Origin of the sequence: Streptomyces sp. NEAU-sy36, assembly GCF_013423905.1 — a bacterium.
In the GTDB taxonomy this organism is placed as follows: Bacteria; Actinomycetota; Actinomycetes; order Streptomycetales; family Streptomycetaceae; genus Streptomyces; species Streptomyces misionensis.
On the sequence record NZ_CP058977.1, the window covers coordinates 7,016,765 to 7,041,648 of the forward strand.

Genomic DNA, 24,884 nt, shown 5'->3' on the forward strand with positions numbered 1-24,884 from the left:
TGGTGGGGGCTATCCGTCGGACCTGGCGGATGAACAGTGAGAGTTGGTCGAGCCGTTGCTGCCGCCCGCGCGGGTGGGGCCGAAGGGCGGGCGGCGGGAGAAGCATCCGCGACGGCGGATCATCGATGCGATCTTCTACGTGGTGCGGACTGGGTGCGCCTGGCGTCAGTTGCCGAACGACTTCGCTCCCTGGCCCACGGTGTACTGCTACTTCTCGTGGTGGCACGACGACGGTACGGTCGTACGGATCCATGACGCCCTGCGCAGCCAGGTCCGTGAGGCCGACGGCCGCACCGCCGACCCGAGCGCCAGGCTGATCGACTCGCAGTCGATCCGTACCGCCGACACCGTCCCGGCCGCTACCAGGGGATTCGATGCGGGCAAGAAGGTGAAGGGCCGCGAGCGGTTCATCGTTACCGACACCCTCGGCCTGCTCCTGGCGGTCCACGTTGGGGCAGCGAACCTCCAGGACCGCGACGGCGCCAGGCACCCGCTGTTGCGGACTCGCCTCGACCACCCCGGAGTCCGGAGGATCTGGGCTGACCTGGGCTTTGCCGGTCGCCTCGTCGACTGGGCCGCGCAGACCTTCGGCCGCGAGTTGGAGATCGTCCGGAAGCACCCCAATCAGCGCGCTTTCCAGGCCCAGTCGAAGCGGTGGTCGGTGGAACGTACCTCTCTCGTGGCTCACCGCCCACCGACATCTGGCCCAGGATTACGAGGTCAGCCCCGCCCGATCGGAGACCATGATCCGATGGGCAATGATCGACGTCATGGTCCGACGACTCACCCGCGGCCGTCCCGCCACACGGCCGGGCCCCAAGCCATTGATCCGGGTGAGGCCGGACGAGGGTACGGTTCGGGCGTGACCAGTGACGCTGCCGCCCCGAGCGGGACTTGGGACGGCGTCTCGGTGCGCTCTCGTGTTGCCGCGATGGCTCGGGAAGATCCCGGACGTCGCCGATTCAGCGCCTCTCCGACTCCAGCCGCCCCTGGCGGAGGAGGCGATCCGCTCGTTCGAGCATCTGCACCGCGTCACCCTTCCCGCCTCCTATCGAGGTTTCCTGAGCTCGGTCGCCGGCGGCGGAGCGGGACCGGACTACGGACTCCTGGGCCTGGCAGAGGAAGTCGATGATGAAGAGGCCCTGCACGACCTTCGGCAGAGTGTTTGCACGTGGGCTTCCTGGCCACCCCGTTCCCGCACCCCACGGCCTGGCCGGGACCTGGCACGGCAGTCAACGCCGACTACTCGGTCGCGGGGACGCTAGTCCTCGGCGAGACCGGCTGCGGCACCTTCTCCCGCCTGGTCGTCACGGGGAGCAATGCCGGACAAGTGTGGCTCGACGACCGGTCCTGGGGTGGACTGACCCCAGGGCCGGAATTCCGCGACTGGTACACTGCATGGCTGACATCCGAGTAGATCTCAAACGCGGTCTCAGCCCTCATGAAGACGCCGTGCAAGTCGAACGCCGATATTCACAAGCTACTTGACGTCTCACCAGGTTTAGCGCTATGAGCCTGCGGAATGCCTTCAGAACGTGGGCACGGCTCATGTGGATCAATGTGCGCGCGGCTAGGCCACTCGGATTTGGGCCGGACCTACCGAGGCGACGGCCCCTACCCTTCACTCAGAGGTCAATCTCTTTCCGAACCCTGCGTGCGGTTTGTGCTGGTCCGTCATGAGATGGCGACTGGCACGGAAGTCTCGGGCCGTTGCTGACCGAGCCCGGGGGCGGATGCCGTCGGTGCGGGCGGTGTTGAAAGTGAGGCAGGTGGCCGCGATGGTGCGGGTGGATGATCTCGAAGCCGAGCCGGAGCGGGTGGGCGCGGCTCTGGCTGAGCCGGAAGAGGGCTCAGGAGCCGGGTGATCGGCCTGCCGGATCTGGTCAAGTCTTGTTACAGCTCGCTGACTCGTGGGCCGCACATGTCTCCACCACCTCACGGATGCACTCGGCGACAGCATCCGGCGCTTCGTGCTCCCAGAAACGCAGGACCGTCCAGCCCAACCCACACAGATGCTCGGTCGTCTCGCGATCTCGCTTGATGTTGCGGTCCAGTTTCGCCCGCCACCACTCTGCATTCGTCCTCGGGCTGGAGCCATGATCGGGGCAGCTGTGCCAGAAGCAGCCGTCAAGGAAAACCGCGACCTTGTGCCTGGTGAAGGCTATATCGATGGTTCTCCGGGGCATGCCAGGTACACGGAAGTGAGTGCGATACCGTAGTCCTCCATGATGAAGGATGCTTCGAACAGCCAGCTCCTGAGGTGTGTCCCGACGCGGCTGTCGGCTCATGCGGGCGGTGACGGCAGGAGACGAGGGCACCATAAAGGCCATGCAACCAGTCTCCCGCACTCGCAGTGCTGTCGGTCAGTTTCACAGGAAGATCGCCCTATTCCAGAGCAGCCTAGATAACCGGCCCGGAGAGCGGGGCGGGCCCGACCAGTCGGGCCCCTCGCCTGCTCCGCCCCAGGTCAGTCCGACAACCAGCCGCAGGTAACACGATTTCGCCAAGCTGATGGAAGTCGGCCCTGCAGAGGGGAAGCGCTACGGGCGCGGGATGCCATGAACATCTAGATGCACGTCCGCCAGCGCGCAGTACACAGCGTCCTCATCGCCCCTGTCAGGAACTTGATCGCGTACTGGTGGGGGTACAGGATCGCGCCGTAGGCGGGCATTGGTCCGCGGTGCCCACTCGGCGAGCGCTTCAGTCACCTTCTGCATAGCCGAAGCCTTCCACCGCTGCACGCTAAGGGTGGCGAATCAGAAAAGTGACGAATCGCCCGCCGTTGTTGCTGCCCGGGCGCCCGCCGTACAGCAGCTAGTGCACCGCCGCCCGACTGATGTCACCAGTCCCGAGCTCAGGGCGTCCGATCCACTCCGTACGCGCGGCGACTAGAAATGTTTGCAAGCTCAGCCGGAGCCGGCCACCGGCACCGCACCCTCACGTCTTCGAGCCAAAGGAGCGATATGCCAGCCCGCTCGGCAGGAAGTACCCACCGTTGCCACGCCTTGATATCTCACCTGCCTAGCTGCACCAGCGTCTAGGCATCCGCAAAAGTGCGATAGTCGGAAAGCGTGCGAACTAAACGGCTTCCTGTACTACCCCAACCAGCTCCGCGCGGCTCAGTGCCTCACGAACTACTTCAACAATTCGGTCTGCCGCAGTAGTTGGATCCTCGTGCTCCCAAACGTGCAGTACCTGCCAACCAGCCGCAACCAGGAGCGCTGTGCTCTCCTCGTCATGCCTCTTATTTTCTGCGATATTGTCAGCCCACCATTTGGTGTTCGACTTGGTAGCCCTGGCATGTTCTGGACAGCCGTACCAGAAGCAGCCGTTCACAAACACAGCCACGCGCGCAGCATCAAATGCAATGTGTGCTACTCGTGGCATCCCGGCCAAAGGCTTGATGTCAGCAGCATGGGCCAACCCTCGGGTTCGAAGATTGGCACGCAGCTCCACTTCAGCGCCGTCACCCGCACCTCGACGCTGGGACCTGGCGGCCTCGTCTTCGGCCGCCGATCGAGGCAGAGGAAGCACGCGGGCCGGCTTCACTGGTGACGGTGCTTGGTGATGAGCAACCGCGACCTGGCGATCCACGCTGCTAGCTATCGCGCTAGCCAGCACCGCAGCCAGCTGGACAGGAACAGCATTGCCAATCTGCCTGCATTTAGAAGTTAGGTTCCCGACGAATCGGTAAGTGTCCGGGAAGGTCTGCAGTCGTGCACCCTCGCGCACCGACAAAGGCCGCTCCTCATACGGGTGTGTATTGCAGCCTGTAGTCACGTTGCTGAACTGGGTCGTAATCGTGTACGAGGGCAGTTTCGGATCAAGTCGGCCTAGCAAATTGGTGCTATCCGTGCGACGCATTCCCCGGTACCGATCAGGAAGCAGATATGGAGGAATGTCCCGCCAGGTTCCGCCGATGGGTACATGCGAGAGCAGCTTTTTATACTCGTCGCTGAGCGGTTGCACTTCGTGATCACGAAGTACCCTTGCTCCGTTCCGCAAAGTCTTACTCAGCGGGGTAGACCTGCGACCAGCTCCATAGGCCTGTTCAACCAGTCCAGACCCATCCTCGATAGGCGGCAGGTCACCAATCGCATCCCAAACGGTCAGATGCTTCAGCAGGCCCTTTTCTTTGCGCTTCTTCTCCCACAGATGCAGAGTGTCCCGCCTCCATCCACCCATGTGGGTAGGTTGAGGGAACTGAAACTCACCATCTCCCAGGATTCCGACAATAAAAAGCCTACGACGACGCTGCGGAACACCGTAATCAGCCGCCAGGAGAATGTCCTTAGAGACCGAATACCCTAGCTTCTCAAACTCTTCGAGAATCACCTTTCCGAACTGACCATCGCGCCAGTAGACCATGCCAGGTACGTTTTCCATGAGAAACGCCCTAGGGCGGAGGTGACTCACAACAGCCAGCATGTGCTTCCACAGGGCGTTGCGCTCGTCCGCCTCATCCACCCAGCGCGTACGCCTACCTGCGGTGCTAAAACCCTGGCAGCTCGGACCCCCGATTACCACGTCGACTTGTCCACCAGCGCGCCAAGCGATCTCTTCCGGAGTGAAGTCAGTGATCGATGCGCACTCAACCTCAACCTCAGGATGGTTCAGCTTGTACGTAGCGCAGGAGTCTTGGTCTAGGTCGAGTGCGAACTTAACGTCGAAACCAACAGACTTGAAGCCCTGAGTCAACCCGCCCGCACCACAGAAAAGGTCGATCGCGGTGAGCGGGCGGCTGGGCACTGAGCCGGGAGTCTCTAGCATAGCAAGAACAGTAGCGCGCCCATCTGTCACTCGTCGAGCCGACGCCGTCGCGCATGTGGCAAAGCACGCAGCTGCCAGAGCACCGCGGAGCTACACGCTCCGTCGGCCTACACAACACGCTGCCGAGTCTCGGCCAGCAGGTCGATCCAGGTCAGCATGGTGTCGTGAGCAAGCTGTCGGGTACCAGCGTCGGCCGACCAGACCTTGGTCGCTCGACAGAGACTCACCAGCACAGTAAGCCACTCCTGTGCCCCCCCAGGCTCTGGGCGATGGGCAAGCGCCAAACGTACCTGGAAGCCGACCCTAGTCCACATACGAACCGAGACCATGTAAGCGTGCAACCTCACGTGCGTGGCGTGCAGTCCAGGGGTCTCAGTTGCCTTGGCGTCTGCTACGAACAGCCGCGGTCGTCGAGGGTCCAACCGCACTACATCTGGGCAGAGTTGATCCCCAACGTCTATGCGGCTTGTGTAGCCAGCCAGCACGCCCAAAGCGTCCAAGGCCTGAACCCTGAGTTCGTGCTCGACGCTAGGCGCCCCCATGTCACCTCCCTCCTTGTAGCAGTTCCTTGGCCGCCAACAGGTCGGACAAGAACACCTGTCGGTTTCGACGCGGTTCTGATGGGTCGCCGAGCAGTTCGGCTTGAACCTGAGACTTGGTCAGCAAGCGTTGATACTCCAGCTCCTCAATGCTGTCGCGGCACAGCAGGGTTACGTATTCCACATCCAGCTTCTGCCCGCGTCGGTGAATTCGGTCCAAGCTTTGCAAGTAGTGGGCTGCCTGATTCGAAAGAGATTCATAAACCGCCACCCGCGACCGATGCAATGTAAGGCCGGCACCAGCCGCCGCCGGGTTGCCCAGAAAGATCATTGTGTGATCATCCTCCTGGAAGCTACGAACGGCCTCGCGCCGCTCATTTCGATCCACAACTGAGCCATCAATTCGCACCAAGCCGTATCGCTTATACCTACACGCCAAGCGTTCCAAGCTGGCCCGATAGAACGACCACAGCACGACTTTTTCGCGACGCACATGGACGAGGTCTTCGAGGATTACATCCAGTGCGGCCGTTTTTGACGGAGTCTGGTTGTATCCGGGGACCAAAAATGCCGGATCACTGCAGACCCTAAGAAGTGCTGCCCTTCGCTCCAGAAAATGCACCATCCTTTTCGAGAACGAGAGGTCTGTGGCGCCTTCTACCTCCTCAATCAAGCCATCGAGGATCTTCTCATACGCGGCTCGCTGTTCAGGCTCCATCTCTACATGAACGTCTGTGAATGCTCGCTGCGGGAGGTCGAACAGCACGTTCTTCTTGAGATTCCTCACGTATAGGCCCCGAGATGACATGGCGTCACGGATCTCATCTGCAAGATCAGGGTCTCTGAGGTCAACCTTCACTCCTCTGAAAGTGAGACCCAAATCAACCAAATCAAACTGGGCCACAATATCCGATGGCGAGTTTGGCGCTGGCGTCCCACACAATACATAAGCACGGGAGCACCACTCTCGCAGATCTTTGATTGCTTGAGTTCGCCGCGCATCAGGGTTTTTTACATTGAAGGATTCGTCAACCGCGAGGATAAGTCGGCAGCGCCGTGCCAGAAGTTCCAAGTCGGCAGCATTCGAGACGACCGTCTCGTAGTTGACCACGACAACGTCAGCGCCCGAGTGGAAGGCACGTGACTTAGCACGGCGGTCCCCATCTGCAATGGCGACACGATACAGGCCGCCGCAAAATCGTTCGAATTCTACGGCCCATTCGCCAATCATCGATTTTGGTGCGACCACGAGTAGCGCGTCAGCGTGGTTTCGTTCAACGAGGAGGTCGAACGTGGCAATCAGCGTCACCGTTTTGCCTGTCCCCTGCTCGTCAAAGACACAGCCACCCCAGGAGTCTGGGATAGTAAGTGCCGCCACGTTCAGTGCTTGGTGGTCATCGAGCATGTCAGTCAAGCTACTGTCACTGATCAACTGGCGAGCGACCTCTGCACTACCCGCCTTGATCTTCGTAGCTGCAAGGAGCACATCAGCTGCCGACTCCTGAATCGCCGCGCGGTTCGATGCAGCACGGCGTGCGAGTGGACTCCACTGAAGCTTGTCGCCTAGGGCTGCGTCGATCTTGGGAAGTGCTGCAAGGTCGAGGATGAAACCATCGGATGTTCTACGAAAACGCAGGTCCGGGTTGCTCCCCTTGAGGGAGCTCCGCAGCCTTCCCGCGTCGGCGAGGGGCGTAATCAACGCCCCTCGCCGGTCAGGTGTGAGGTCGATCTTGCCGATCAGTGAACTCACTGATCACCCCTAGGCAGCTTCCCCCGGCTGACAAGCTCGCCTTCAACTGCTCCCGTAGCACTGCGAAACACACGCGCGAGGTCGCAGAGAAGCTCCGTGTTCTCGATGCCCCGCCAGTGGTCGGGCGGGGCCTGGCCGAGCCGCTGAACGGCGGACTTGAGCCACTGCTCAAAGCCCAACCGCTTAGTGGGACTGCTGCGCTGTGATTCGGCGATTGCCTCGCGGACGAAGTTGAGAGCCTGATCCTTGCTCACCGCTGAGGCCTCATGGGCCTGCTGCAGCAACTTCAGAGAGTTCTCGTCAGCAACGACCTTGTGCAGGTGCCGAACCTCGGCACCGCTCTCCAGTACGTCGAACATCAAGTCGTAGACGACGGGCTTGAGGTCGTCGTCTTGATCAAGCTTGTTGGTCAGCTTGTCTGCGCCGCGGCCGGCATCAATCTCGTAGAACCACTGGAAGATGTCGTTCGACTTGTACCGAACATCTGCGGTGTCCTTGCCCCGCTCTTCAGTGTGGTACAGCTCGAAGTCTTCCGCCCATCGAACCATTCGAAGATAGCGCCGCACTTCCGCTGGCATGATGGCGAACTGCTTGGCTACCTCTGCGCGAACTTCACGGTCCTTCGCCTCAGTGATTCGTCCGGTGATATTTTCGCGCAGGATACGATACCTTTCGACTACGAGCCGGGCTTTGACGTATTCCGGCCAAGGTTCTTTGTGGTCGTCTTCGAAGTTAAGAGCAACTACGATCGCTTCAAATTGATCTTCAGTCGTTCCCAGAGGAGCACGCCAAACCCGGATCCAGCGCGCTCGCTCCTTCTCCTCGTGGGTGAAGTCAGAGCTGCCGACCACGTACTTGGCGGCCGCGATTCGCCGATTTCCGTCTTTGGGTTCCCCCTCATAAGTGATGATCGGAGGGCGTTCCACTCCCTTTCGCGCGATGCTTCGCGCGAGCGGAACGATGCCGAAAGGATCTCGATCATTGACGCTGGGAAGCGCGAGATCTCCCTGCACCAGCCGCAACAGTTCAACTTCATCAGGTTCGCGACCGTTACGCTCCTGGAACTCTTTCACATACAGCTCGACGCGATGATTTCCCTTCCAAAGGTCAAGCTGGGTCACATCCACGTAGCCCTCCTCCAACGGAACCTGTTGACCGTTAAAGATGGGCATCGGCGTAACACGATGCGGTTGCAGTCCGTTTCGTGCGACCAAGACGATTCCGCCAGAAACCTCCTCTCGTGGATTCCTCTGTCGGCCGATGACCAGCTGTGTGACCTCGTCCTGGACCATGGCAGCCACCCTCTCTCGATCCTGAGTTCCGAGGCCTACCCCTCCCCGCAACACGACCAAAATGCGGGTAAACAGGCTGCGGGCTGATTCCTCGTCCAGCGTTTGCTGGGCTGCGAGCTGCACTACGGCTGAAACCTCGTGGCCGTAATCTGCGGAAAGCGTCAAAGCCTCGTCCACGAGGTCCTTGGCTGCGTGCACGGCACGAATGGTGAAGAGGTCGTCTTGAATACCGTCCATGTCGTTACTCCTATGTCACTTGACGGTGCTGGAAATGTGTTCCCGATCGAGATTCCCAAGCTGCTCAGCCAGTCGGCGCAGCCCCCTCTCTTTCGTCTTGCCCACGGAATTTATGGGGACCTGTTCTCCGAGAATCTCGGAGGCCAGTCTGGCTGCTTCTACGAGCGACAATCTCTCCCCCTCGGACGCCGACTCCAAGAAGAGCAGGGTGATGGTGCGCATGCGACCACTCTCCCATTTGTCTACCAGTTTCTTGATAACTCGGAAGAGTTCTCGTCCGAGGATCTCGTCTTCTACCGAGCTTTCCGCTCTTCCGTGGATTTCGGCGTCATACTCAGCGGCACCACCGGCTTTCGCGCGTTTACGCAGTTCGTTTAACGCCACCGCGTACAGGTAGCCACGTGGTCCATCGATAACTTTTCTTTCTGAGGTAGCTTTGAGGACAGTGACGACGGCAGTTTCTACTGCATCCTCGACGTCATGCCAAGGCAAATTCGGAAACCTGGCTGACAACCGCCCGACCATGCCGTCGAAGTACCCCTCCCGAACCAGTTCCTCGATCTCCTCCGTGAGGCTCGTCGTTGAAGGTCTGATCCCGTCGTCATCAACGTCCACGCCACATAGAGTCCCTGGCCGCCTCGTTTTTGACGATGCTCCTGAACTTTTTCCACCCGCCCTGCCCCAGGGGAGGATTTTCATCCAGTAAAGGAAGATTGACCCAGTTAGCAACTTTCTGCTTTGTATGCCCTATTTTTTCGCGATTTACGATGCAGGGCGGCATACTTAGAACAGTGGAATGGCGAGCTCCGTTTTGTCGTAACGCCGTTCAAGCGGTCCGCCTGCACGGCTTACCTCTCACGTGGCACCCGAAGAGCACGCCCTGCCGTACATGCGCGCCTCGTTGACGCCTGACCCGAGGGACGCGGGCGACGGGTAGCGCGTGACGGCTGCTCACGGCCCATTCGTGGACCAGCGAGACGCACATCGGTGGGCACACCTCGCTGACCTGTTGAAATGCGCGTACTGCGCGTGCCCTCCGGAGCCGTGTGCGCAGGTTCCAATCCTGTCCAGGGGAACCCAGCATGGGATGTCCGAAGCCCCCGTCATCAGTGAAAGCTGAGGCCGGGGGCTTCGGGCGCGCGGAGTGAGCGTACGGCCTGGGGCTGTGGACTATTCATCGGCAGACACGGATCGACTGCGAGTCGATCAGCCTGGCGCTCGGGTCGGCGGTGCGGCCGTCGGCCTCACGGACCTGGCTGCGCAGGGCGTCATGGATCCGTACGACCGTGCCGTCGTCGTGCCACCACGAGAAGTAGCAGTACACCGTGGGCCAGGGAGCGAAGTCGTTCGGCAACTGACGCCAGGCGCACCCAGTCCGCACCACGTAGAAGATCGCATCGATGATCCGCCGTCGCGGATGCTTCTCCCGCCGCCCGCCCTTCGGCCCCACCCGCGCGGGCGGCAGCAACGGCTCGACCAACTCTCACTGTTCATCCGCCAGGTCCGACGGATAGCCCCCACCAGCCACATCAGAGTCAACGATCACCCTGACCGCAAGGTACACAAGATCTCAAACACGGTCTGAGAGGCAGTTCGTCGCCTCCGCGGCCAAGTCGCTCAAGCAGATGGTAAGCAGTCCGGAGGCCAATTCCTGGTGCCGCGCGGTGTACCTCGGTGACGAGCCAGTCGGCTTCGTGATGCTGTCGTGGAAGCCGCCGGCTGGTCCGTACGAAGGGCGGCATTTCATCTGGCGGCTCCTCGTCGATAAGCACCACCAAAGGCGAGGGATCGGCCGGGAGACGCTCACCCAGATCGCCGCCCTGGTCCGCGCGGATGGCGCCACGGAGCTGCTGACCAGCTACGATCCGGGTGATGGCGAGCCCTGGCCCTTTTACCAGAAGTTCGGATTTGAGCCGACCGGAGAAATCGACGACGACGAGATCGTTCTGCGGCTCGTCTTCCCCGACCCGTGAGCTCATGCGGGAAAAGGGAAGAAAGTTTCCCGCGGTGGTAAGTGAATAGAATTCGGTGCGGCTTCGGGATCTTGGGACGCCCTGGGCAGCTGAGGAGGTCGCCAGCGCTGGCCGGCTTTCCTCACGACCGGGGCGTCCCTTTCCCCGCATCCGGTCAGCTGCGGCCCCCCTCATAGGGTGCGGACATGCGGCCGGACGATCCCCGGCTCCGGTCCTTCGGGCGGCCGATCGAGGCGGCCATCAGGGCCACCAGCAGGCCTATGGCGCCGATGACGACGTTGTTGATGATGGTCTTCGTCGTGGCGACGTTCCCGGCCACGACCCACGGCGCGATGATCGTCCACACACTCAGCGCGCAAGCGGCCCACGCCATGCTGTGCACGCGTTCGTAGGCGCGGCCGAAGCCACCGCTCATGAGCAGTGCGTAGGCGATGCCGACGATCAGGTTGTTGACCGCCAGAGTGGAGAGGCCGTTGAAGCCCGTGATCCACGGCGAGGCCGCGAGGTACAGCCCGGTGAGGAGGGCCATGGTCTCCATGCCCTGTGCCTTCGGGGTGCTCGCGCTGCGCTCGGCCATCTCGTGGCGTTCGCGCATCTCGATGATGTCAGGATGGGTTGCCATGTCGGACCGAGGAGCGGTCGCCATGCCAATCACCTCCGGAATATCCGCTTTCGTATGGTTCGTTCGGCGGGTACCCAAAAGGTCTGCAGTAACTGCGGCGGCTTGAAGAATCCCGGACGGCCACCTGGCAGCGGGCAGGGCGCCCTGCGCTGATCAAGCTCGGATCACAAGGGGCGAGGCCCTTGGTCTCGGGCCAGGCATGGGCCTGAGGATGTCCCATGGGGGTGCGGGACCCGCCGCGCTCGGCCCTCACTCGTTCTCGGGCAGGGGACCGCTCGGCCGGCTGAAGGACGCTGTCAGAGCTACGAAGGCGACAGGAGATCCGTTTCGATGCGCTCCCAGCTGGGCCGGTCTTCGTCGATGCGGCGAACGACGGTCAGCAGCCTGCCGTCCAGGACGGCATCGATCCCGAGGGAACGCCGGCCGCGCTGTGCGCGGCCCGTGCGGGGTACGCCCGCTTCGAGAACGCCGACCAGACCTCATGAGTGGCCGGGCCGAGCGCGTTCGCGGTGATCCACTTGCCTCTGACCGGCACGCCGGCCACGCTTCCGACGGTCGTGGAGGAACGTCTGTACAGCTCGTCCATCGTTGCCTCCGCCCTCTCGTCGGCCTCGGCGGCGTATTCCTCCAGACGGAATCGCTGTGCCATTCCGGCTGGAGCCTGGGTCGAGTACGTGCGTGCGGAAAGGATTGGCCCGGTTTCAGGCGCCACATCCTCGGAAAAGTCGGCTATCGGGGTGGTGGGGCGCCGACGTCGGGATCGTTCGTGTTCCATAACCCATCGCTCGCCCTCGGCGCTGACCGTCCAATCCTTTGCGATGCTTTTCGTCACCTGCTCGTCGTCGGGGACGAAGATATCCACAACGACCCCAGAGGGGCCTATCCATACCCAGCTCATGAAGTACGGATGATCAGCGTGGTCGATGGACCAGTTCGCCAGGGTGAGCATGCGGCCTTTCTGGGGCTTGGTCGCGGACTTGGGAAAGAGCGTCTGCTCCTTGCGGCTGCGTCCGCGGGCTTCCCCGGCGATGGCACCGGATTCCAGGTGGAACAGCAGGTCCGGTCTCGGTCCTTTCCTTCCGAAAACGACGCCGAGTCGCCGCGGAAGCACGTCGAAGCTGTTCAGCGATCGCTTGCCGGGCTTCCATGCGAACAGCTCCTCACTCACGGCCGACATGACGCCGAGACCCGTGCACTCGCTGACGAAGCTGCGTATGTGTCGAGAAGCGGCCTGCAACCGAGAGTAGTGAGCAGTCAGTGGAGTCCCACTCGTTGCCTCCGCGATGTAGCTGGTCAGCAGGTTCACCTCGTGGTCGTGGACGCCTTCGTCGATGACGCCACGCAGGTCACACGCCAGCGCGTTGATGCTGACGAGCTGCGAAAGGGAGACGGGCAGGGAACGACGGCCGAGTTCGGTCGCGATCACCGCCTCCGCCAGACCGTCGGAGCCGATCGCGACTGTGGTCCGCCAGAGCCTGGCGTGGACGGTGTTCACACCCGAAGGGTAGTCAACTGCCCGTTGGGCCGCAGGGGTTACCGCACACGCGGCTCGGCCGCGGCCCGGGCGGTCACGGATGCGCAGGGGCTGAGACGTCCGCTTCCCGCTCGTCCTCCGCCGCCTGGATCTCCGTCTCCGGTCGCTGGCCCGGGATGTGGTCGTCGACCACCGGCTTGCCCATGGCCACCGCGATGTGGTCCTGGAGGACCTTCCGGCGTTGCTCGAAGAAGGCGTCGAAGTCGTCGGCGCGCATCAGGCCGGGGTCCGCGAGGTGGGTGCGGATGCGTTGCTCGACACCCTCCGGGCTGGTTTCGGCCGCCTTGGCGAGGCGCTGGAGGTACTCGGAGGGCGCGTGGCCGCCGATGATCCGGTTGGTGCGAGCCGTCAGCGGTGTCTTGTTGACGATGGAGTTGTAGACCGAGCGTTCGTGGCCGTTCTTCTGGCACCAGGCCTGCGGGAAGATGTGATGGATGTCCATCGCCTCGTCGAAGTAGACGCTGACCTCCGCCTTCTCGCCCGTCCGCCAGTCCGCGGCGCCCGCCTTGAGCAGGAGCGCGTAGATGCCCTTGTACGCGGCGCTCTGCCGGGTCCGCAGGGTCAGCAGGCGGCTCGCCGCGAACTGCGCCTGGGTGACCGTGCGAGGTTCGTTCGCCGACCCGTGGATCCAGTCGACGACGTCGGGAAGGTCCAGGTTGAACCGGGTCTCGGTCGTGCCGCCGTACAGTTCGCCGAACACTCCGCACCAGTACCAGCGGGCCAGTTTCTCCTGCGCGCCCGCGGTCTCCGCGTCCTTGCCGGCGAGGGCGAGGATCGCGGCCAGGGGAATGAGCTGAGTGCCGTACGGCAGGAAGCGCGTGTCGAAGACGAACTGCTGGCGCAGGAACTTCGCGGCGGCCTTGAAGCCGGCGACGACATCGGGTGCGTACCGGCGGTAGTCCTCCAGGCTCAGCGCGAGCATGTCCTTGCGCTTGCAGCCGATGCGTGGCAGGCGCTCCTCGTCCGTACCGGCCTCTTCCTCGCGGCGCCGCCGCTCGGCGGTGGCCAGGAGAGTGACCGCCTGGAGGAAGTCGGTGTTGGAGACGTCCCGCAGGATGGCGTACTCGGGCGCGTCCCAGGCGGAGCGGCACTCATGCCAGTGACGCCGCAGATCGAACTCGTCGGCGGCGTACGTCGCCGTCAGCAACTCGAAAACGGTGAGCGTGACTCCGCCCGTGTTGACCTTCTCGAAGACCTGGCAGACGGCCTGACGCGGGGTGTCCTTGCCGAGTTCGATGACCGGGAAGTGGTAGAGGTCGAACGACCGGATGAAGCTGTCCCGGAAGCCGTACCAGAGTTCCATCGCATCCGGTGCGAAACCCCAGTGGCGGGCGAATCCGTCGCCCCATGAGTTGTCGAAGAGGCATCGCAGCGGAAAGACGCGGTGCTGGTACTCCAACTCCCTCGTCGAGTAGTCCTCCAGGACCTCGCCTCGGAAGTTGACCACCTTGCGGGTGGGCGGGATGAAACGGATCGCGTCCTCGCGGTCCTCGTTCTCATCGAGGGCCTTGACCATGTCGACGTAGAACCAGCCGCTCACCCGGCGCTTGCGTTCGTCCTGCGTCTCCACCGGGCGGTCCATCGCAAGCGACTGGAACAGCGAGGTGAGCCGCTGCTGCCCGTCGAGCACCAGTGACTCGGGCTGCACCTGCTCGCCCGGGGCGGCACCCTCGATCGGCCTGTACTTGAACCGGACGTCTCCCCCGCCTTCAAGCAGCATCACGGTGCCGATCGGGTAGTTGAGCGACACCGAGGCCAGCAGACTCGCGATGTTGGGCCAGGGCCACACCCAGCCGCGCTGGAACTCGGGCAACTGGATCTTCCCTGACCGGACCTGTCGCAGCAGGTCCCGCAAGGGCCGCTTGTCGATGCTGAACGTCTCGGTCGCCACATGTCCTCCTTGTGCAGCACAACGCGCCCGTCGGCGATCGGTCACCGGGCCCGGGCGGATCGGGAACGTTCAGATCCGCTCAACTTCGGTCCTTGCGGCCCCGGCCCATAACGTGTGTCCCCCCACACTGCCTGAGCTGGTGCGTCTCGGTCTCCCTCTTGGTCATTTCGGTGGGATCCGAGGGAGGTGTCCTGCTCACCGCGCAGTTCCTGGCGGCCGGTCCGTCGGGGTCCAGGCTCCGTCGAAGAGTGCCAGTTCGAGGATGTCCGGGGACGCGGGCCAGCCGTTGACCTCGGTGGTGAGTTGGCTGTTGATCGCGTGCATCCATCGCAGGTAGACGTCGTACCGGTGGGAAGTCCAGCCGCCGTCTCGCCAGATCCGGCGGGCGATCGGGGCGGCCCAGTCGTAGCCCGCGTCGTGGCCGACCCTCGTGGCGTGCAGGCGGAGGACCCGGGCCAGCCGCATGTCGAGGATCAGCGGGGGCAGTCCCTTGGCCTCCGGCAGGACCAAGCCCGCGAAGTAGAAGAACTTGGTGAGGAAGGCAGGGCCTAGCCGGTGCACCCCGTTCAGCTTCTCGTACGCCGCCTTCGCTCCGTGGTTCCGGAGCAGGGACACCGCGCGCTCGAAGACCTCTCCGTGGGAAGAGTGGTCGAGCACCGTTCTCGTACGGCCCGGGCCGTAGCCCCTGCGGCCGTAGCCCCAGACCTGGCTCGCGACGAAGGCCTCGGCCCAGTTGTCCGAGTGCGACGCGGCCTGCGCCACGGCCGCCACGTCACCCCGGGTCACCGTGCGCGGCCCGGGCACCGACCGGTCGGCGAGTGATGCCGGCCAGGGCTCGACGGCCGTCCAGCTCGACGGGAGGTAGTCGATGCCGTGGCTCGCGGTGCCCCGCGCATACCGCCCGCCTCTGTCGGGGTCGGCCAGCCAGCGGGCCAGTGCGGCCACGGCGTCCGCGGGCAGTGGCTGCGCGAGGAGCGCCTTGTCCAGTTCGTCTGCCAGTTCTTGGTCGAACTTCATGTCGTCCCCCCGGACGTCGACTGCGGGAGACCGGTCAGCCGGCGGTCGGCTCGTGGTCGTTGATGCGGCACAGGTTGCGGTGGTAGGCGAGGTGCGCCTCGTCGATCGGGTGGGCGGGGGCGCGGCGGAGCGGGTGGGGGGCTCTGCCGTCTCTTGTTCCCCTGACCAGGCCGTCCGGGTCGACGTAGATCTCCAGGCCGTCGAAGAGGACGTGGCAGTTGGCGCACAGGCACAGGAGGTTCGGCAGTTCGTCGGGGCCGTGGTGGGGGCTGCCCAGGCCTCTGATGTGGGCCGCCTGGCTGTACGGGCGGTTCAGGTGGCGCAGGGTCGTGTCGCAGATCTGGCACCGGTCGCCCTCCAGTTCCTTGACCTTCCTGGCCAGGGAGACATCGCGGACGATGACGGAGCGGTTGGTGTCGCGGCGGGGAGCGGGGCCGGTCGCCCGGGTGGGGTCGTCCGTGCCGACATCGTCGTTCGCGTCTTCCGGAAGGCTCGCCAGACCGCCGGCCGTGGTGTATCCGGCCAGGCCCATGCGCGCGAAGAGGGTCTGGCGGTCGACGTCCTGGAGATACGTTTCGCAGAGCGTGGCGATGGCGTCGAGGCGGGTCACCGGGTCGAGGAGGAGGCCGGCGAACTCTTCCTTGAATCCGGCCCGGGGGTGGTGGGCGTCGAGGATGCTCAGCTTCGGCATGGCGTCGGTCAGTTCGGCCGGTATGCCCTGGACCTCCCACAGTCCGCTGCCGCGGAGGTGCCAGAAGGGGTACTCCGGGGTGGCCTTCGCGTTGGGAAGGCCGAACTCGACCAGGAGCGGGCCGACTTCTTCGCGGAACCGCGGCCACGGGGTCATGCGGGGCCGCTCGTCGGCAGCGCGGGATATGGCCCACAGGAGGCTCAACGGCTGGTGCCGGCTGGGCCCCGGGCTTCCGGGGCCGTGCGAGACCTTCAGTTTCCGCAGGCGCTCCAGGAGGGTCGCGCGGTTCGGGGGTGTCTCCCCCGTCTCGACCACGAAGCCCAGCTCGCGCAGGCGTCGCGCCACCGTGGCCGCGCCGCCGCTGAAGTCTCCCGCGGTTAGGAATGCGCCGGTGGCGTGTCCGTGGGCGACTCCGGCGATGGCCTTCGAGTCGTAGCGCATGCCGTCCAGGACCAGTTCGTACGACCTGGCTCGTCCGAAGCCGTACGTCTGCAGGAAGTTGTCCCGGCCCAGACGGCGGAACTCCTCGGTCGCCGCGATGACGTGTTCGTACTCGATGTCGCCAAGCCCCATGCGCGGAAGGCTAGTCGGACAGTACGACAATCCGTACTCCGGATTGGATTTCCTGCTCAAGCCCCCCGCCGCCGCAGCGACAGCCATGTAGGCCCCGGCCGTCGTCGGCCCGGCTGTTCCGTGGCGCGGAGTTCGAGGAGGGCGGGGAAGCGCTTGCGCAGTTCCGATTCCAGGCGGGAGTGCAGGGTGAAGTCCGCGGCCGGGCAGTGGGTGCAGGTGCCGGAGAGGCGTACCTCGGCCCTGCGGTCCTGGGCGGAGACGATCGTGGCCTCGCCGCCGTGGGAGCGGATGTAGTCGCCGGCCGGGCCGTTCAGGACGTCCTGGAGGGCGGCGTGGAGGAGGTCGTCCTCGGTCGGGGTGGTGGCCGGCCGCCACTGGTCGGGGTGGCCCAGTGCCGTGCCGAGCGCGTCGCGGACGCGGGGGCCGGTGGTGGCCCAGGCGTGGTCGGGGGCGAGGCGGATCAGGACGGCCTGGGGCTCCACCTCGATGGCGGCGATGGTGCCGGAGCGGAGCATGGTGCCGAGGTCGGCCGGGGCGTCGGTGACCGGGCCGACGAGGGGGAGGGTGCCGGCGGGGATGACCCAGCGGACCGTCCGGGGGTCGGTCGTGGGCTCGGGGTGCATGGGGACGGCGGTCATGTCAGGGCGCCCACGACGGTGTGGGTGACGAAGGCCATCGTCCAGGCCAGGACGAACATGTAGCCGAAGGCGACCGCCGGCCATTTCCAGGAGCCGGTCTCCCGGCGCATGACGCCGATGGTCGACATGCACTGGAGCGCGTAGAGGAAGAAGACCAGCAGCGCGGCCGTCGTGGCCGGGGTGAACAGCTTCTGTCCCTGGTGGGGGCCGTCCGTGTAGGTCATGTGGGTCAGGGCCTCGGTCGGCTGGTCGGGGTTCTGGGCCGCGGCGACCTGGCCGAGGGTGGCGACGAAGACCTCGCGGGCGGACAGCGAGCCCAGCACGCCGACGTTGATGCGCCAGTCGAAACCGAGGGGTTCGAAGACGGGTTCGATGGCGTGGCCGATGTCCGCGGCGTAGCTGTGGTCGACCTCGTAGGCCGAGACCGCGGTGCGGTCGGCCGGGTCGACGCCGGCGGAGCGCAGCTGGGCGTCGCTGTGCATGGGCAGGCTGAGGAGGAGCCACAGGCCGACGGTGACGACGAGGATGATGCGGCCGACCTTGGCGAGGAAGCCCTTGCACGCGCTCCAGATGGCGTCGGCCACCGAGCGCGGGCGCGGCAGGCGGTAGGACGGCATCTCCATGTAGAACGGCAGCACGGGGCCGCCCCGGCTGCTGAACCGTTTGAAGACCCAGGCGGTGGCCATGGCGGAGAGCGCGCCGACCAGGTACAGGGCGAACATGACGACGCCCTGGGCGCCGAACGGGCCTACCCTGGTGCCGGGGCTCACCAGCAGGCCGGTGAGCAGGACGTAGACCGTCAGCCGCGCCGAGCAGGTCATCAGCGGCGCGCCCATCATGGTCGCGAACCGGTCCTTGGCGGACGGCAGGGACCGGGTGGCCATGATGCCCGGGATGGCGCAGGCGAGGGAGGAGAGCAGGGCGACGAACGCCCGGCCCTCCAGGCCGGCCCTGGCCATGAGGCGGTCCATCAGGAAGGCCGCGCGGGAGAGGTAGCCGCTGCCTTCGAGCAGCGAGATCATCAGGAACAGCAGGGCGATCTGCGGCAGGAACACCACGACGCTGCCCAGGCCGCCGATCAGGGCGTTGCCGAGGAAGCCGGCGAGCAGGGGGTTGGAGACGTACTCGGTGACCAGGGTGCCGAGCCGATCGAAGACGCTCTGTACCGCGTCCTGGAGCGGTGTCGCCACGGTGAAGATGATCTGGAAGAACGCGAACATGGTCGCGAAGAAGATCAGCGTGCCCCACAGCGGGTGCAGCAGTACGGCGTCGATGCGCCGGGTGCGCTGGTCGGCCTCCGGCACCTCGTAGCCGGCGGTGGCCAGCACGGACTCCACCCAGGCCCGGCGCTGGGCCGGGTCGGTGGGCGGCGGGAGGACCGGTCGTTCCCAGGAGGCCGAGTCGGGCAGGGTGGCCTGCAGCTCGGCGAGATCGTTGCGCGAACCGCCGGTCACCGCGACGACCGGCACGCCGAGGGCGCGGCGGAGGGCGGCGACGTCGAGGGTGCCGCCGCGGCGGGCCAGCTCGTCGCGGAAGGTGAGCACCACGCAGATCGGCAGGCCGGTCCGCATGACCTGGGCGAGCAGGCCGAGGGAGCGGCGCAGTGTGGTCGCGTCCAGGGTGACGAGGATGCCGTCGGGGGTGCCGAGGTCCGGGTTGTCCGGGTCGAGGACGTCGGCGACGACCTGCTCGTCCGGGCTGATCGGGTCGAGGCTGTAGGTGCCGGGCAGGTCCTCGATGACCACCTCGTGCTTGCCGACGCGCGCGGTTCCCTCGTAGCGCGCGACGGTGACGCCGGGGTAGTTGCCGGTCTTGGTGCGCAGACCGGTCAGGGCGTTGAACAGGGTGCTCTTGCCCGAGTTCGGGCTGCCGACCAGAGCGAGCCGGGTACCGCCGTCGAGCGTGCCGGTCGTCGCGCCGGTCGGGCCGCAGTGCGCGCTCATGCGGTGCGCCGTACGCGGATGCCCACGGCCTGTTCCTTGCGCAGGGCGATCTCGTACTCCACGACCTGGAAGACGACGGGGTCGCCGAGCGGGGCCCGGCGCAGCACGGTGACCTCGGTGCCCGGGGCGAACCCCAGGTCGAACAGGCGTCGGGCGGTGCTCGGCTCGACGGACTCGTCGATGCCGGTGATTTCGCCGCTCATTCCGGGGCGCAGGTCCGAAAGCCGTGCGTCCGCCCCGGAGTCCACCGGCACGGACACACCGCTCTTGCGGCGCGCACCCAACTGCACTGAGACCATCGACACCCTCGCACCGGGATCGCCCAAACAACTTAGGGAAGGCTAACCTTTTGCCCCGGTTACGACAATATCGGCTCCGTCTCATCGTGGCCGCGGAGGGGGGCCGTGTTTGCGATGCCTTGGGTTCGCGGGCGTGTCGGGCTCACTCGATCGGCCGCCGGCGCCGAGTCGGAGGGGGCATGGCGGGCGGGGCGCGCTGCCGGTCGCGTGGACAGGCAACGGCCGTTTGCGTGGTGGACGCGACGCTCGGTGAGCTTGTCCGGTTTCAGGTGTGCGGGACGCCGGCCGACCCTTGGGACAGGCGTGTGTCGGCCGTCGGTCCACCGAGGGCGTCGACGCGCGGGCTGTCACCACCGCGGGAGCGGCACAGGGCCGGCTCCGACGGGGCGGCTGACGAACTCAGCCGTCCGTCCACGCCCTCTTCATCAGGCGCCGCCTGTCGTCCGGGGCCGGAATCCGCCTGAAGACACCCGGGGACACTCGGTGGATGCAATCGACGCCGTACCGGTGCAGCAGTCGCAGTTCCCGTTCGTCGAGGGGGCCGGGGACCAGTACGGCGAGTCGGTCCACGGGGCGGGGGCTGTGCGGGGCGTAGTCCAGCAACTGGGAGAGGGCTTCGCGAACGTACGCGTGCCCGGTGCGGCTCTTCGCTTCGATGACCTCCACACCGGCGGGGTCCTGTACATAGATGTCGCAGAGGCCCACGGGAGAGCGGAAGCGTTCGGGGGTGGTGGCGAGGGTGGCGCAGTACTCCGTGACCAACGGCTGTTCCTCACGCCTGTACAGGGCCGTCGACGCCGCACGCTCGAAGGTGACGACCGGGGTGTGCTGCCGTTCCAGGGGAGTGCGCTGCGCCGGGAGCGGATCACGGGCAGGCGGCTCCTCGACCCCGAGTCGCTCCAGTTCCGTCCTGGTCGTGATGCCGAGCCCCTCGATGACGGCCCGGGCTCTGTCGCCCTCCAGGACCAGCTGGCCGGGAAATCCGTAGTTCCTGGCATATCCGATCAATTCGGCCAGTTCCTCGTACGGAACCTCGGCCCTCACGAACTCGCGCAGGCTGTACACCGTATGCCAGCTCTTCCCGCCGGGTGCCGGAGGCCAGAGCACGTCGGCGACCTCGCGGTTGACGAAGATGGCGCCGACCTCCCCCACGGCGAGCACCTTCTTCGCCCCGGTGAACAGCGCTACGTCACCGGTGCGGACCTTTGACATCGCCTTGTCGTGAGTCGCCGTGGCACCCCAGAAGCGGGCCGCTCCCGCCGGGTGGAGACGGCTGAGGCGCTCACGTTGGAGAGGCGACAGGTACCTCGTCAACGACGGTTGCAGAAAGTCGACTTCGTTATCGAGCGTGTCACGCCAATGTTTTCGGGATTCCGGGCGTCCGTATGCCGGGCACACGAGCACCCTTGCCGAGAGGTCCGAGTTCGGCACGGAATCCGCCGTGCCCTGGGTGAGGTCAGCCGCGCACACGCAGCGATCGTAATCATTAGGCAGCTCATCACACTAACTAGCCCGATGTGGCCCGTCCTCGCGTCGGCGACGGCAAGTGCGGCCCTACGACGACCTGTTGGGCGGGCAGGTCACGAGGACCCATCACGCAGACCTCGACGCCCCTGCCTCCCCCTCCCCGCCCCGCCCACACGAAGCACGGACCGCCAGTGACGGTTGCAGGGTCAGGTGGTGGACCGGCAGGGGGTGCCGGGGTGTCCCGGTCCAGGCCCAGGGCACGCAGGCGTGGGTGTAGTCGAGGCGGACGGCGGGGGCCGTGGGGCCGAGGGTCCTGTCGCCGGACTCCCCGTTGTGCGACCTGGACAACGTCGTGCTGACGCCGCACATCGCCGGTTCCCTCGGCGGTGAGCCGCACCGGACGGCGGACTCGGCGCTGGACGGACTGGAACGCCTGGTCGCCGGCCGGCCGTTCGCCCGCCCCGTGGTGCGCGAGGAGTTCGAGCGCTCCGTCTGAACCGGACCGGCGGGCACGGGCACAGTGGGACCAGCGTCCGAGTCCGCACGTCCACCGGCCCGCACACCGAACGAGGAGCCATGACCCGTCACCTACCGCGCCCGTTCTCCGGCAACCCGCCGCACAGCCGCGCCGACTGGCAGCGCGCGCTGCTCGACCTGTGCGCCCCGCTCGCCGACGGCTTCGCCGACGACGCGGCGCTGTACGCGCCCGGCACCGCCTACCCGCCCCGGGTGGCCCACTTGGAAGCGACCGTGCGGCCGCTGTGGGGGCTCGCCCCGCTCGCGGCCGGGGGCGGGCGGTACGACGGCTGGGACCGCGTCCGCCGGGCCGTCGCCGCCGGCACCGATCCACGGCACCCGGCGTACTGGGGTGAGCCCGGCGCCATGGACCAGCGGCTGGTCGAGGCGTCGGTCCTCGGGTTCGCCCTCGCCCTGGCGCCCGGGGAGCTGTGGGAGCCGCTGGCCCCGGCGGAGCGGACCCGGCTGGCCGGCTGGCTGCGCCGGGCGGCGCGGGCCGAGCGCGTCCCCGACAACAACTGGCACCTGTTCCCGGTGATGGCGCAGCTGGGCCTGACCTCGGTCGGCGAGCCGCCCGAACCGGGTCTCACCGAGCGGGCGTTGGCCCGTGTCGAGGACTACCACCGGGGTGGCGGCTGGTACTCGGACGGCCCGGACGACAAGCCCCGTGACTACTACGGCCCTTGGGCGCTGCATCTGTACACGCTGCTGTACACGGTCCTTGCCCCGGACGCCGACGCGGAGGTGGTGGCGCGGGTACGGGAGCGGGCCGCGCTGTTCGCCGGGGAGTTCCGGCACTGGTTCGCGGCCGACGGTGCCGCGCTGCCCTTCGGCCGCAGCCTGACGTACCGGTTCGCGCAGGCGGCGTTCTGGGGCGCGCTCGCGTACGCGGGTGTCGAGGCGCTGCCCTGGGGGGTGGTGCGCGGGCTGTGGGCGCGGAATCTGCGCTGGTGGTTCCGGCAGCCGGTGTGCGCGCCCGACGGGACGCTGTCGGTCGGCTACGCCTACCCGAACCAGTTCATGAGCGAGCAGTACAACGCGGCGGGCTCGCCCTACTGGGCGTTCAAGGCGTTCCTGCCGCTGGCGCTGCCCGCCGGGCACCCGTTCTGGACCTGCGCGGAGGAGCCCCTGCCCGCCCGGGACGCCGTGCACCCGCAGCCGCAGGCGGGCCTGCTGGTCCAGCACGGCGGCGGGCACACCACCGCGCTGGCCGCCTGCACCGCCGACACCTGGGTGCGCAACGCCCCGGCGAAGTACGGCAAGTTCGCGTACTCGACGGCCTTCGGGTGCTCCGTCGCCACCGGCCCGCTCGGCGCGGAGGCGGCGGGCCCGGACGGCACGCTGCTGCTCAGCGACGACGGCCTGCACTGGCGGTCCCGGGTGGCCTGCGCGTCCCGCTCGGTGACCGCGCGGAGGGTGCACGCCCGCTGGCTGCCCTGGCCCGACGTCGGCGTCGACACCTGGCTGCTGCCCGCGGGGCCCGGCCGGCACGTCCGCGTCCACCGCCTGGTCACCCCCCGCCCGCTGCACACCGTCGAGGGCGGCTTCGCGGTTCCGCTGGACGGCGCCGGCATGGTCGCAGAGGGCTCCGGCGCGTGGGCCGGGTGCGGTGAACTCGACAGCTCGATACGGGATGTGCTGGACGTGCGCGCGGCCGAGGTCATGCTGCCCGACCCCAACGGCCATCTGCTGTGGCCCCGTACGGCGCTGCCCGCCCTGCGCGGCGAGCTGGCGCCGGGCACCCACTGGCTGGTGGCCGACGTGTGCGCCACGGTCGGGGGCGACGGCGGCGCTCCGGCGACGCTCGACTGGCGCGCGCTGCCCGGGCTGCCCCGCGCGCTGCGCGCCGAACCGGCGCCGGACCGGCACGGCCCGTCCGTGTGAGGCCCGGCTCGCGGGCCGTCCGCGCCGGCACCGGGCTCGTCTGCCCGCTGCGGGACCTGCGGGACCTGCGGGACGGCGAACAGGTCGACTCCAGCGAGAGCGTGGTCCGGCCCACCGCGCGGCGGTGACGGGTCGCGCGCCCGCACGGCCTCGGCTGGGTACCGGCGCGGGCCCGGTGAGTACGGGTACTCATGTCCGAGCGCGGCGGGCGATCCATCGTGGAACCGGCAACCCGGACCGACCGTGAGGAACCACCATGCCGAACGCCTCGCCCCGACGCCGTACGCCGCGCAGGCCGCTCAGGGCCCTGCTCGCGCCCGCCGTGGACAACTGGCTCGCCCGCGGATACCTGGCCGTGGTCGCCGCCGCGCTGGGGTTCTTCCTGTACGCCGTGTACCTGACGCCGGACCCGGGCTTCGCGGGCGTCTGGCCGCTCATGGCGACCGCTCCGCTCGGCTTTCTCCTCACCGCGCCGGCGTTCGCGATCCTTCCGTTCTCCTGGCTCACCCCGCTGGTCTTCTCCGCCGGTGTGGCGCTGTCCGGCCTGGTCAACGCCGCGCTGCTCGGGCTGCTCGTCCACTGGCTGCGGGCGCCGGGGACGCGCTCGGCCGCCTGAGGGACGCCTGGCCTCCCCGCCGGGGGCCCGGGGCGCACCGGCACCCCCAACGTCCGCAAGGCGTTCTTCCGATCGGTTCGCGATCGCCGGGAAGCCAGCCGGTTCCCGCGTGATCCTTGACGTTCGGAAGCCGGGGCTGTTTGCCTGCTCGCCATGAACGCCACTCCCCCGGTTCCGTCCCCCCACCGGCTACGGGGTGCGTTCGCCCCCGTGGTGCTCGGGGGCGCGGCGATGTGGTCGCCGGGCTGGCAGATCTGGTTCGACGGCGCGGGCTCGACCGGGCGCACCTACGACTGGCCGGGTATCGCCGACATACCGGAGCGCCACCAGCGCGAGGCGATGGTGTTGCCCGGCTGCCGGAGTTCACCGGCGGGTGCGCCGCCGCTTCGCCGACCCGCTGGACGCGCCGGTCGAGCGGCTGCCCGGCGCCGTGCGGCTGCGGTCCGCGTGCGGCGCGTGCACGTCTTCCCCCGGGTGCCGGGCCCGGGTGATCGACGTGGTGCTGACCGGCGAGCGCCCGGAGGTGTCCGTGCGCGCCTTCCCCACCGGCCGCGGGAGCCTGCCCGCCCTGGAGGAGCGGCCGCCCGTCGACACCGCGCGCGCCGGCACCCCGCCGCGGCTGCGCTGACCCG

Annotated in this window: 21 protein-coding genes and 1 pseudogene; 7 read left to right on the forward strand and 15 right to left on the reverse strand. The window is 66.6% G+C overall.

What is annotated here, in order from left to right; translation table 11 throughout:
• Window positions 1-43: 43 nt before the first annotated feature.
• Window positions 44-866: pseudogene (locus HZZ00_RS30560) on the forward strand (IS5 family transposase).
• Window positions 867-1,883: 1,017 nt separating this feature from the next.
• Here the strand turns inward: HZZ00_RS30560 and HZZ00_RS30565 are convergent.
• From HZZ00_RS30565 to HZZ00_RS30590, 6 genes are all read right to left on the reverse strand, one after another.
• Window positions 1,884-2,330 (reverse strand): very short patch repair endonuclease, encoded by a 447-nt coding sequence (locus HZZ00_RS30565; protein ID WP_180329428.1) that lies wholly within the window; start codon window positions 2,328-2,330, stop codon window positions 1,884-1,886.
• A 748-nt stretch (window positions 2,331-3,078) separates the two neighbouring features.
• A complete protein-coding gene (gene dcm, locus HZZ00_RS30570) occupies window positions 3,079-4,770 on the reverse strand; it encodes a DNA (cytosine-5-)-methyltransferase (RefSeq protein WP_180329429.1) in 1,692 nt (563 codons plus the stop codon).
• A 543-nt stretch (window positions 4,771-5,313) separates the two neighbouring features.
• The gene (locus HZZ00_RS30575) at window positions 5,314-7,059 is read right to left on the reverse strand and encodes a DEAD/DEAH box helicase (RefSeq protein ID WP_180329430.1); all 1,746 of its coding nucleotides are present in this window, start codon (window positions 7,057-7,059) and stop codon (window positions 5,314-5,316) included.
• Window positions 7,056-8,588, reverse strand: a complete 1,533-nt coding sequence (locus HZZ00_RS30580) for a hypothetical protein (RefSeq protein WP_180329431.1) — start codon at window positions 8,586-8,588, stop codon at window positions 7,056-7,058. The genes HZZ00_RS30575 and HZZ00_RS30580 overlap by 4 nt, the downstream gene beginning before the upstream one ends.
• A gap of 15 nt (window positions 8,589-8,603) precedes the next feature.
• On the reverse strand, window positions 8,604-9,203 hold the full coding sequence (locus HZZ00_RS30585; RefSeq protein WP_180329432.1) for an RNA polymerase sigma factor: 600 nt from the start codon (window positions 9,201-9,203) through the stop codon (window positions 8,604-8,606).
• Window positions 9,204-9,762: 559 nt separating this feature from the next.
• Window positions 9,763-10,068, reverse strand: coding sequence for a transposase (locus HZZ00_RS30590; RefSeq protein ID WP_180329433.1), 306 nt, complete (start codon window positions 10,066-10,068; stop codon window positions 9,763-9,765).
• A gap of 67 nt (window positions 10,069-10,135) precedes the next feature.
• On the opposite strand from HZZ00_RS30590, the gene HZZ00_RS30595 reads away from it, so the two are divergent.
• Window positions 10,136-10,561, forward strand: coding sequence for a GNAT family N-acetyltransferase (locus HZZ00_RS30595; protein ID WP_265537424.1), 426 nt, complete (start codon window positions 10,136-10,138; stop codon window positions 10,559-10,561).
• A 154-nt stretch (window positions 10,562-10,715) separates the two neighbouring features.
• On the opposite strand, the gene HZZ00_RS30600 is transcribed toward HZZ00_RS30595, so the two are convergent.
• From HZZ00_RS30600 to HZZ00_RS30640, 9 genes are all read right to left on the reverse strand, one after another.
• A complete protein-coding gene (locus HZZ00_RS30600; protein ID WP_180329435.1) occupies window positions 10,716-11,183 on the reverse strand; it encodes an SPW repeat protein in 468 nt (155 codons plus the stop codon).
• 376 nt (window positions 11,184-11,559) lie between these two features.
• Window positions 11,560-12,678, reverse strand: coding sequence for a hypothetical protein (locus HZZ00_RS30605; RefSeq protein ID WP_180329436.1), 1,119 nt, complete (start codon window positions 12,676-12,678; stop codon window positions 11,560-11,562).
• Between the two features lie 73 nt (window positions 12,679-12,751).
• Window positions 12,752-14,608: a DUF262 domain-containing protein gene (locus tag HZZ00_RS30610; RefSeq protein WP_180329437.1), complete on the reverse strand. Its 1,857-nt coding sequence runs from the start codon at window positions 14,606-14,608 to the stop codon at window positions 12,752-12,754.
• A gap of 195 nt (window positions 14,609-14,803) precedes the next feature.
• On the reverse strand, window positions 14,804-15,625 hold the full coding sequence (locus HZZ00_RS30615; protein ID WP_180329438.1) for a hypothetical protein: 822 nt from the start codon (window positions 15,623-15,625) through the stop codon (window positions 14,804-14,806).
• Window positions 15,626-15,659: 34 nt separating this feature from the next.
• Window positions 15,660-16,889, reverse strand: coding sequence for an HNH endonuclease (locus HZZ00_RS38140; RefSeq protein ID WP_257585469.1), 1,230 nt, complete (start codon window positions 16,887-16,889; stop codon window positions 15,660-15,662).
• A 56-nt stretch (window positions 16,890-16,945) separates the two neighbouring features.
• The gene (locus HZZ00_RS30625; RefSeq protein WP_180329439.1) at window positions 16,946-17,527 is read right to left on the reverse strand and encodes a NifU family protein; all 582 of its coding nucleotides are present in this window, start codon (window positions 17,525-17,527) and stop codon (window positions 16,946-16,948) included.
• A complete protein-coding gene (locus HZZ00_RS30630) occupies window positions 17,524-19,470 on the reverse strand; it encodes a ferrous iron transporter B (RefSeq protein WP_180329440.1) in 1,947 nt (648 codons plus the stop codon). Before HZZ00_RS30630 ends, HZZ00_RS30625 begins: the two co-directional genes overlap by 4 nt.
• Window positions 19,467-19,769, reverse strand: a complete 303-nt coding sequence (locus HZZ00_RS30635) for a FeoA family protein (RefSeq protein WP_180333769.1) — start codon at window positions 19,767-19,769, stop codon at window positions 19,467-19,469. The genes HZZ00_RS30630 and HZZ00_RS30635 overlap by 4 nt, the downstream gene beginning before the upstream one ends.
• A 399-nt stretch (window positions 19,770-20,168) precedes the next feature.
• Complete coding sequence (locus HZZ00_RS30640) at window positions 20,169-20,981, reverse strand: hypothetical protein (RefSeq protein ID WP_180329441.1); 813 nt, start codon at window positions 20,979-20,981, stop codon at window positions 20,169-20,171.
• A 553-nt stretch (window positions 20,982-21,534) separates the two neighbouring features.
• Between HZZ00_RS30640 and HZZ00_RS30645 the strand changes: the two genes are divergently transcribed.
• The 5 genes from HZZ00_RS30645 (at window position 21,535) to HZZ00_RS30660 (ending at window position 24,880) form a co-directional block, all read left to right on the forward strand.
• A complete protein-coding gene (locus HZZ00_RS30645) occupies window positions 21,535-21,732 on the forward strand; it encodes a hypothetical protein (RefSeq protein WP_374028493.1) in 198 nt (65 codons plus the stop codon).
• An 80-nt stretch (window positions 21,733-21,812) separates the two neighbouring features.
• Window positions 21,813-23,636, forward strand: coding sequence for a DUF2264 domain-containing protein (locus tag HZZ00_RS30650; protein ID WP_180329442.1), 1,824 nt, complete (start codon window positions 21,813-21,815; stop codon window positions 23,634-23,636).
• The gene (locus HZZ00_RS38870) at window positions 23,633-23,764 is read left to right on the forward strand and encodes a hypothetical protein (RefSeq protein ID WP_257585470.1); all 132 of its coding nucleotides are present in this window, start codon (window positions 23,633-23,635) and stop codon (window positions 23,762-23,764) included. The genes HZZ00_RS30650 and HZZ00_RS38870 overlap by 4 nt, the downstream gene beginning before the upstream one ends.
• 128 nt (window positions 23,765-23,892) lie before the next feature.
• Window positions 23,893-24,252: an SCO4225 family membrane protein gene (locus HZZ00_RS30655; protein ID WP_180329443.1), complete on the forward strand. Its 360-nt coding sequence runs from the start codon at window positions 23,893-23,895 to the stop codon at window positions 24,250-24,252.
• A 373-nt stretch (window positions 24,253-24,625) separates the two neighbouring features.
• On the forward strand, window positions 24,626-24,880 hold the full coding sequence (locus HZZ00_RS30660) for a hypothetical protein (protein ID WP_180329444.1): 255 nt from the start codon (window positions 24,626-24,628) through the stop codon (window positions 24,878-24,880).
• Window positions 24,881-24,884: the final 4 nt, after the last annotated feature.

Excerpts from the sequence above, each read along its gene's own strand:
- HZZ00_RS30655 (WP_180329443.1), top strand. The coding sequence starts at position 23,893 with ATGCCGAACGCCTCGCCCCGACGCCGTACGCCGCGCAGGCCGCTCAGG.
- HZZ00_RS30630 (WP_180329440.1), bottom strand. The coding sequence starts at position 19,470 with ATGAGCGCGCACTGCGGCCCGACCGGCGCGACGACCGGCACGCTCGAC.
- HZZ00_RS30615 (WP_180329438.1), bottom strand. The coding sequence starts at position 15,625 with ATGAAGTTCGACCAAGAACTGGCAGACGAACTGGACAAGGCGCTCCTC.
- HZZ00_RS30625 (WP_180329439.1), bottom strand. The coding sequence starts at position 17,527 with ATGACCGCCGTCCCCATGCACCCCGAGCCCACGACCGACCCCCGGACG.
- HZZ00_RS30580 (WP_180329431.1), bottom strand. The coding sequence starts at position 8,588 with ATGGACGGTATTCAAGACGACCTCTTCACCATTCGTGCCGTGCACGCA.
- HZZ00_RS30635 (WP_180333769.1), bottom strand. The coding sequence starts at position 19,769 with ATGGTCTCAGTGCAGTTGGGTGCGCGCCGCAAGAGCGGTGTGTCCGTG.
- HZZ00_RS30650 (WP_180329442.1), top strand. The coding sequence starts at position 21,813 with ATGACCCGTCACCTACCGCGCCCGTTCTCCGGCAACCCGCCGCACAGC.
- dcm (WP_180329429.1), bottom strand. The coding sequence starts at position 4,770 with ATGCTAGAGACTCCCGGCTCAGTGCCCAGCCGCCCGCTCACCGCGATC.
- HZZ00_RS30640 (WP_180329441.1), bottom strand. The coding sequence starts at position 20,981 with ATGTCAAAGGTCCGCACCGGTGACGTAGCGCTGTTCACCGGGGCGAAG.
- HZZ00_RS30600 (WP_180329435.1), bottom strand. The coding sequence starts at position 11,183 with ATGGCAACCCATCCTGACATCATCGAGATGCGCGAACGCCACGAGATG.
- HZZ00_RS38140 (WP_257585469.1), bottom strand. The coding sequence starts at position 16,889 with ATGGGGCTTGGCGACATCGAGTACGAACACGTCATCGCGGCGACCGAG.
- HZZ00_RS30565 (WP_180329428.1), bottom strand. The coding sequence starts at position 2,330 with ATGGCCTTTATGGTGCCCTCGTCTCCTGCCGTCACCGCCCGCATGAGC.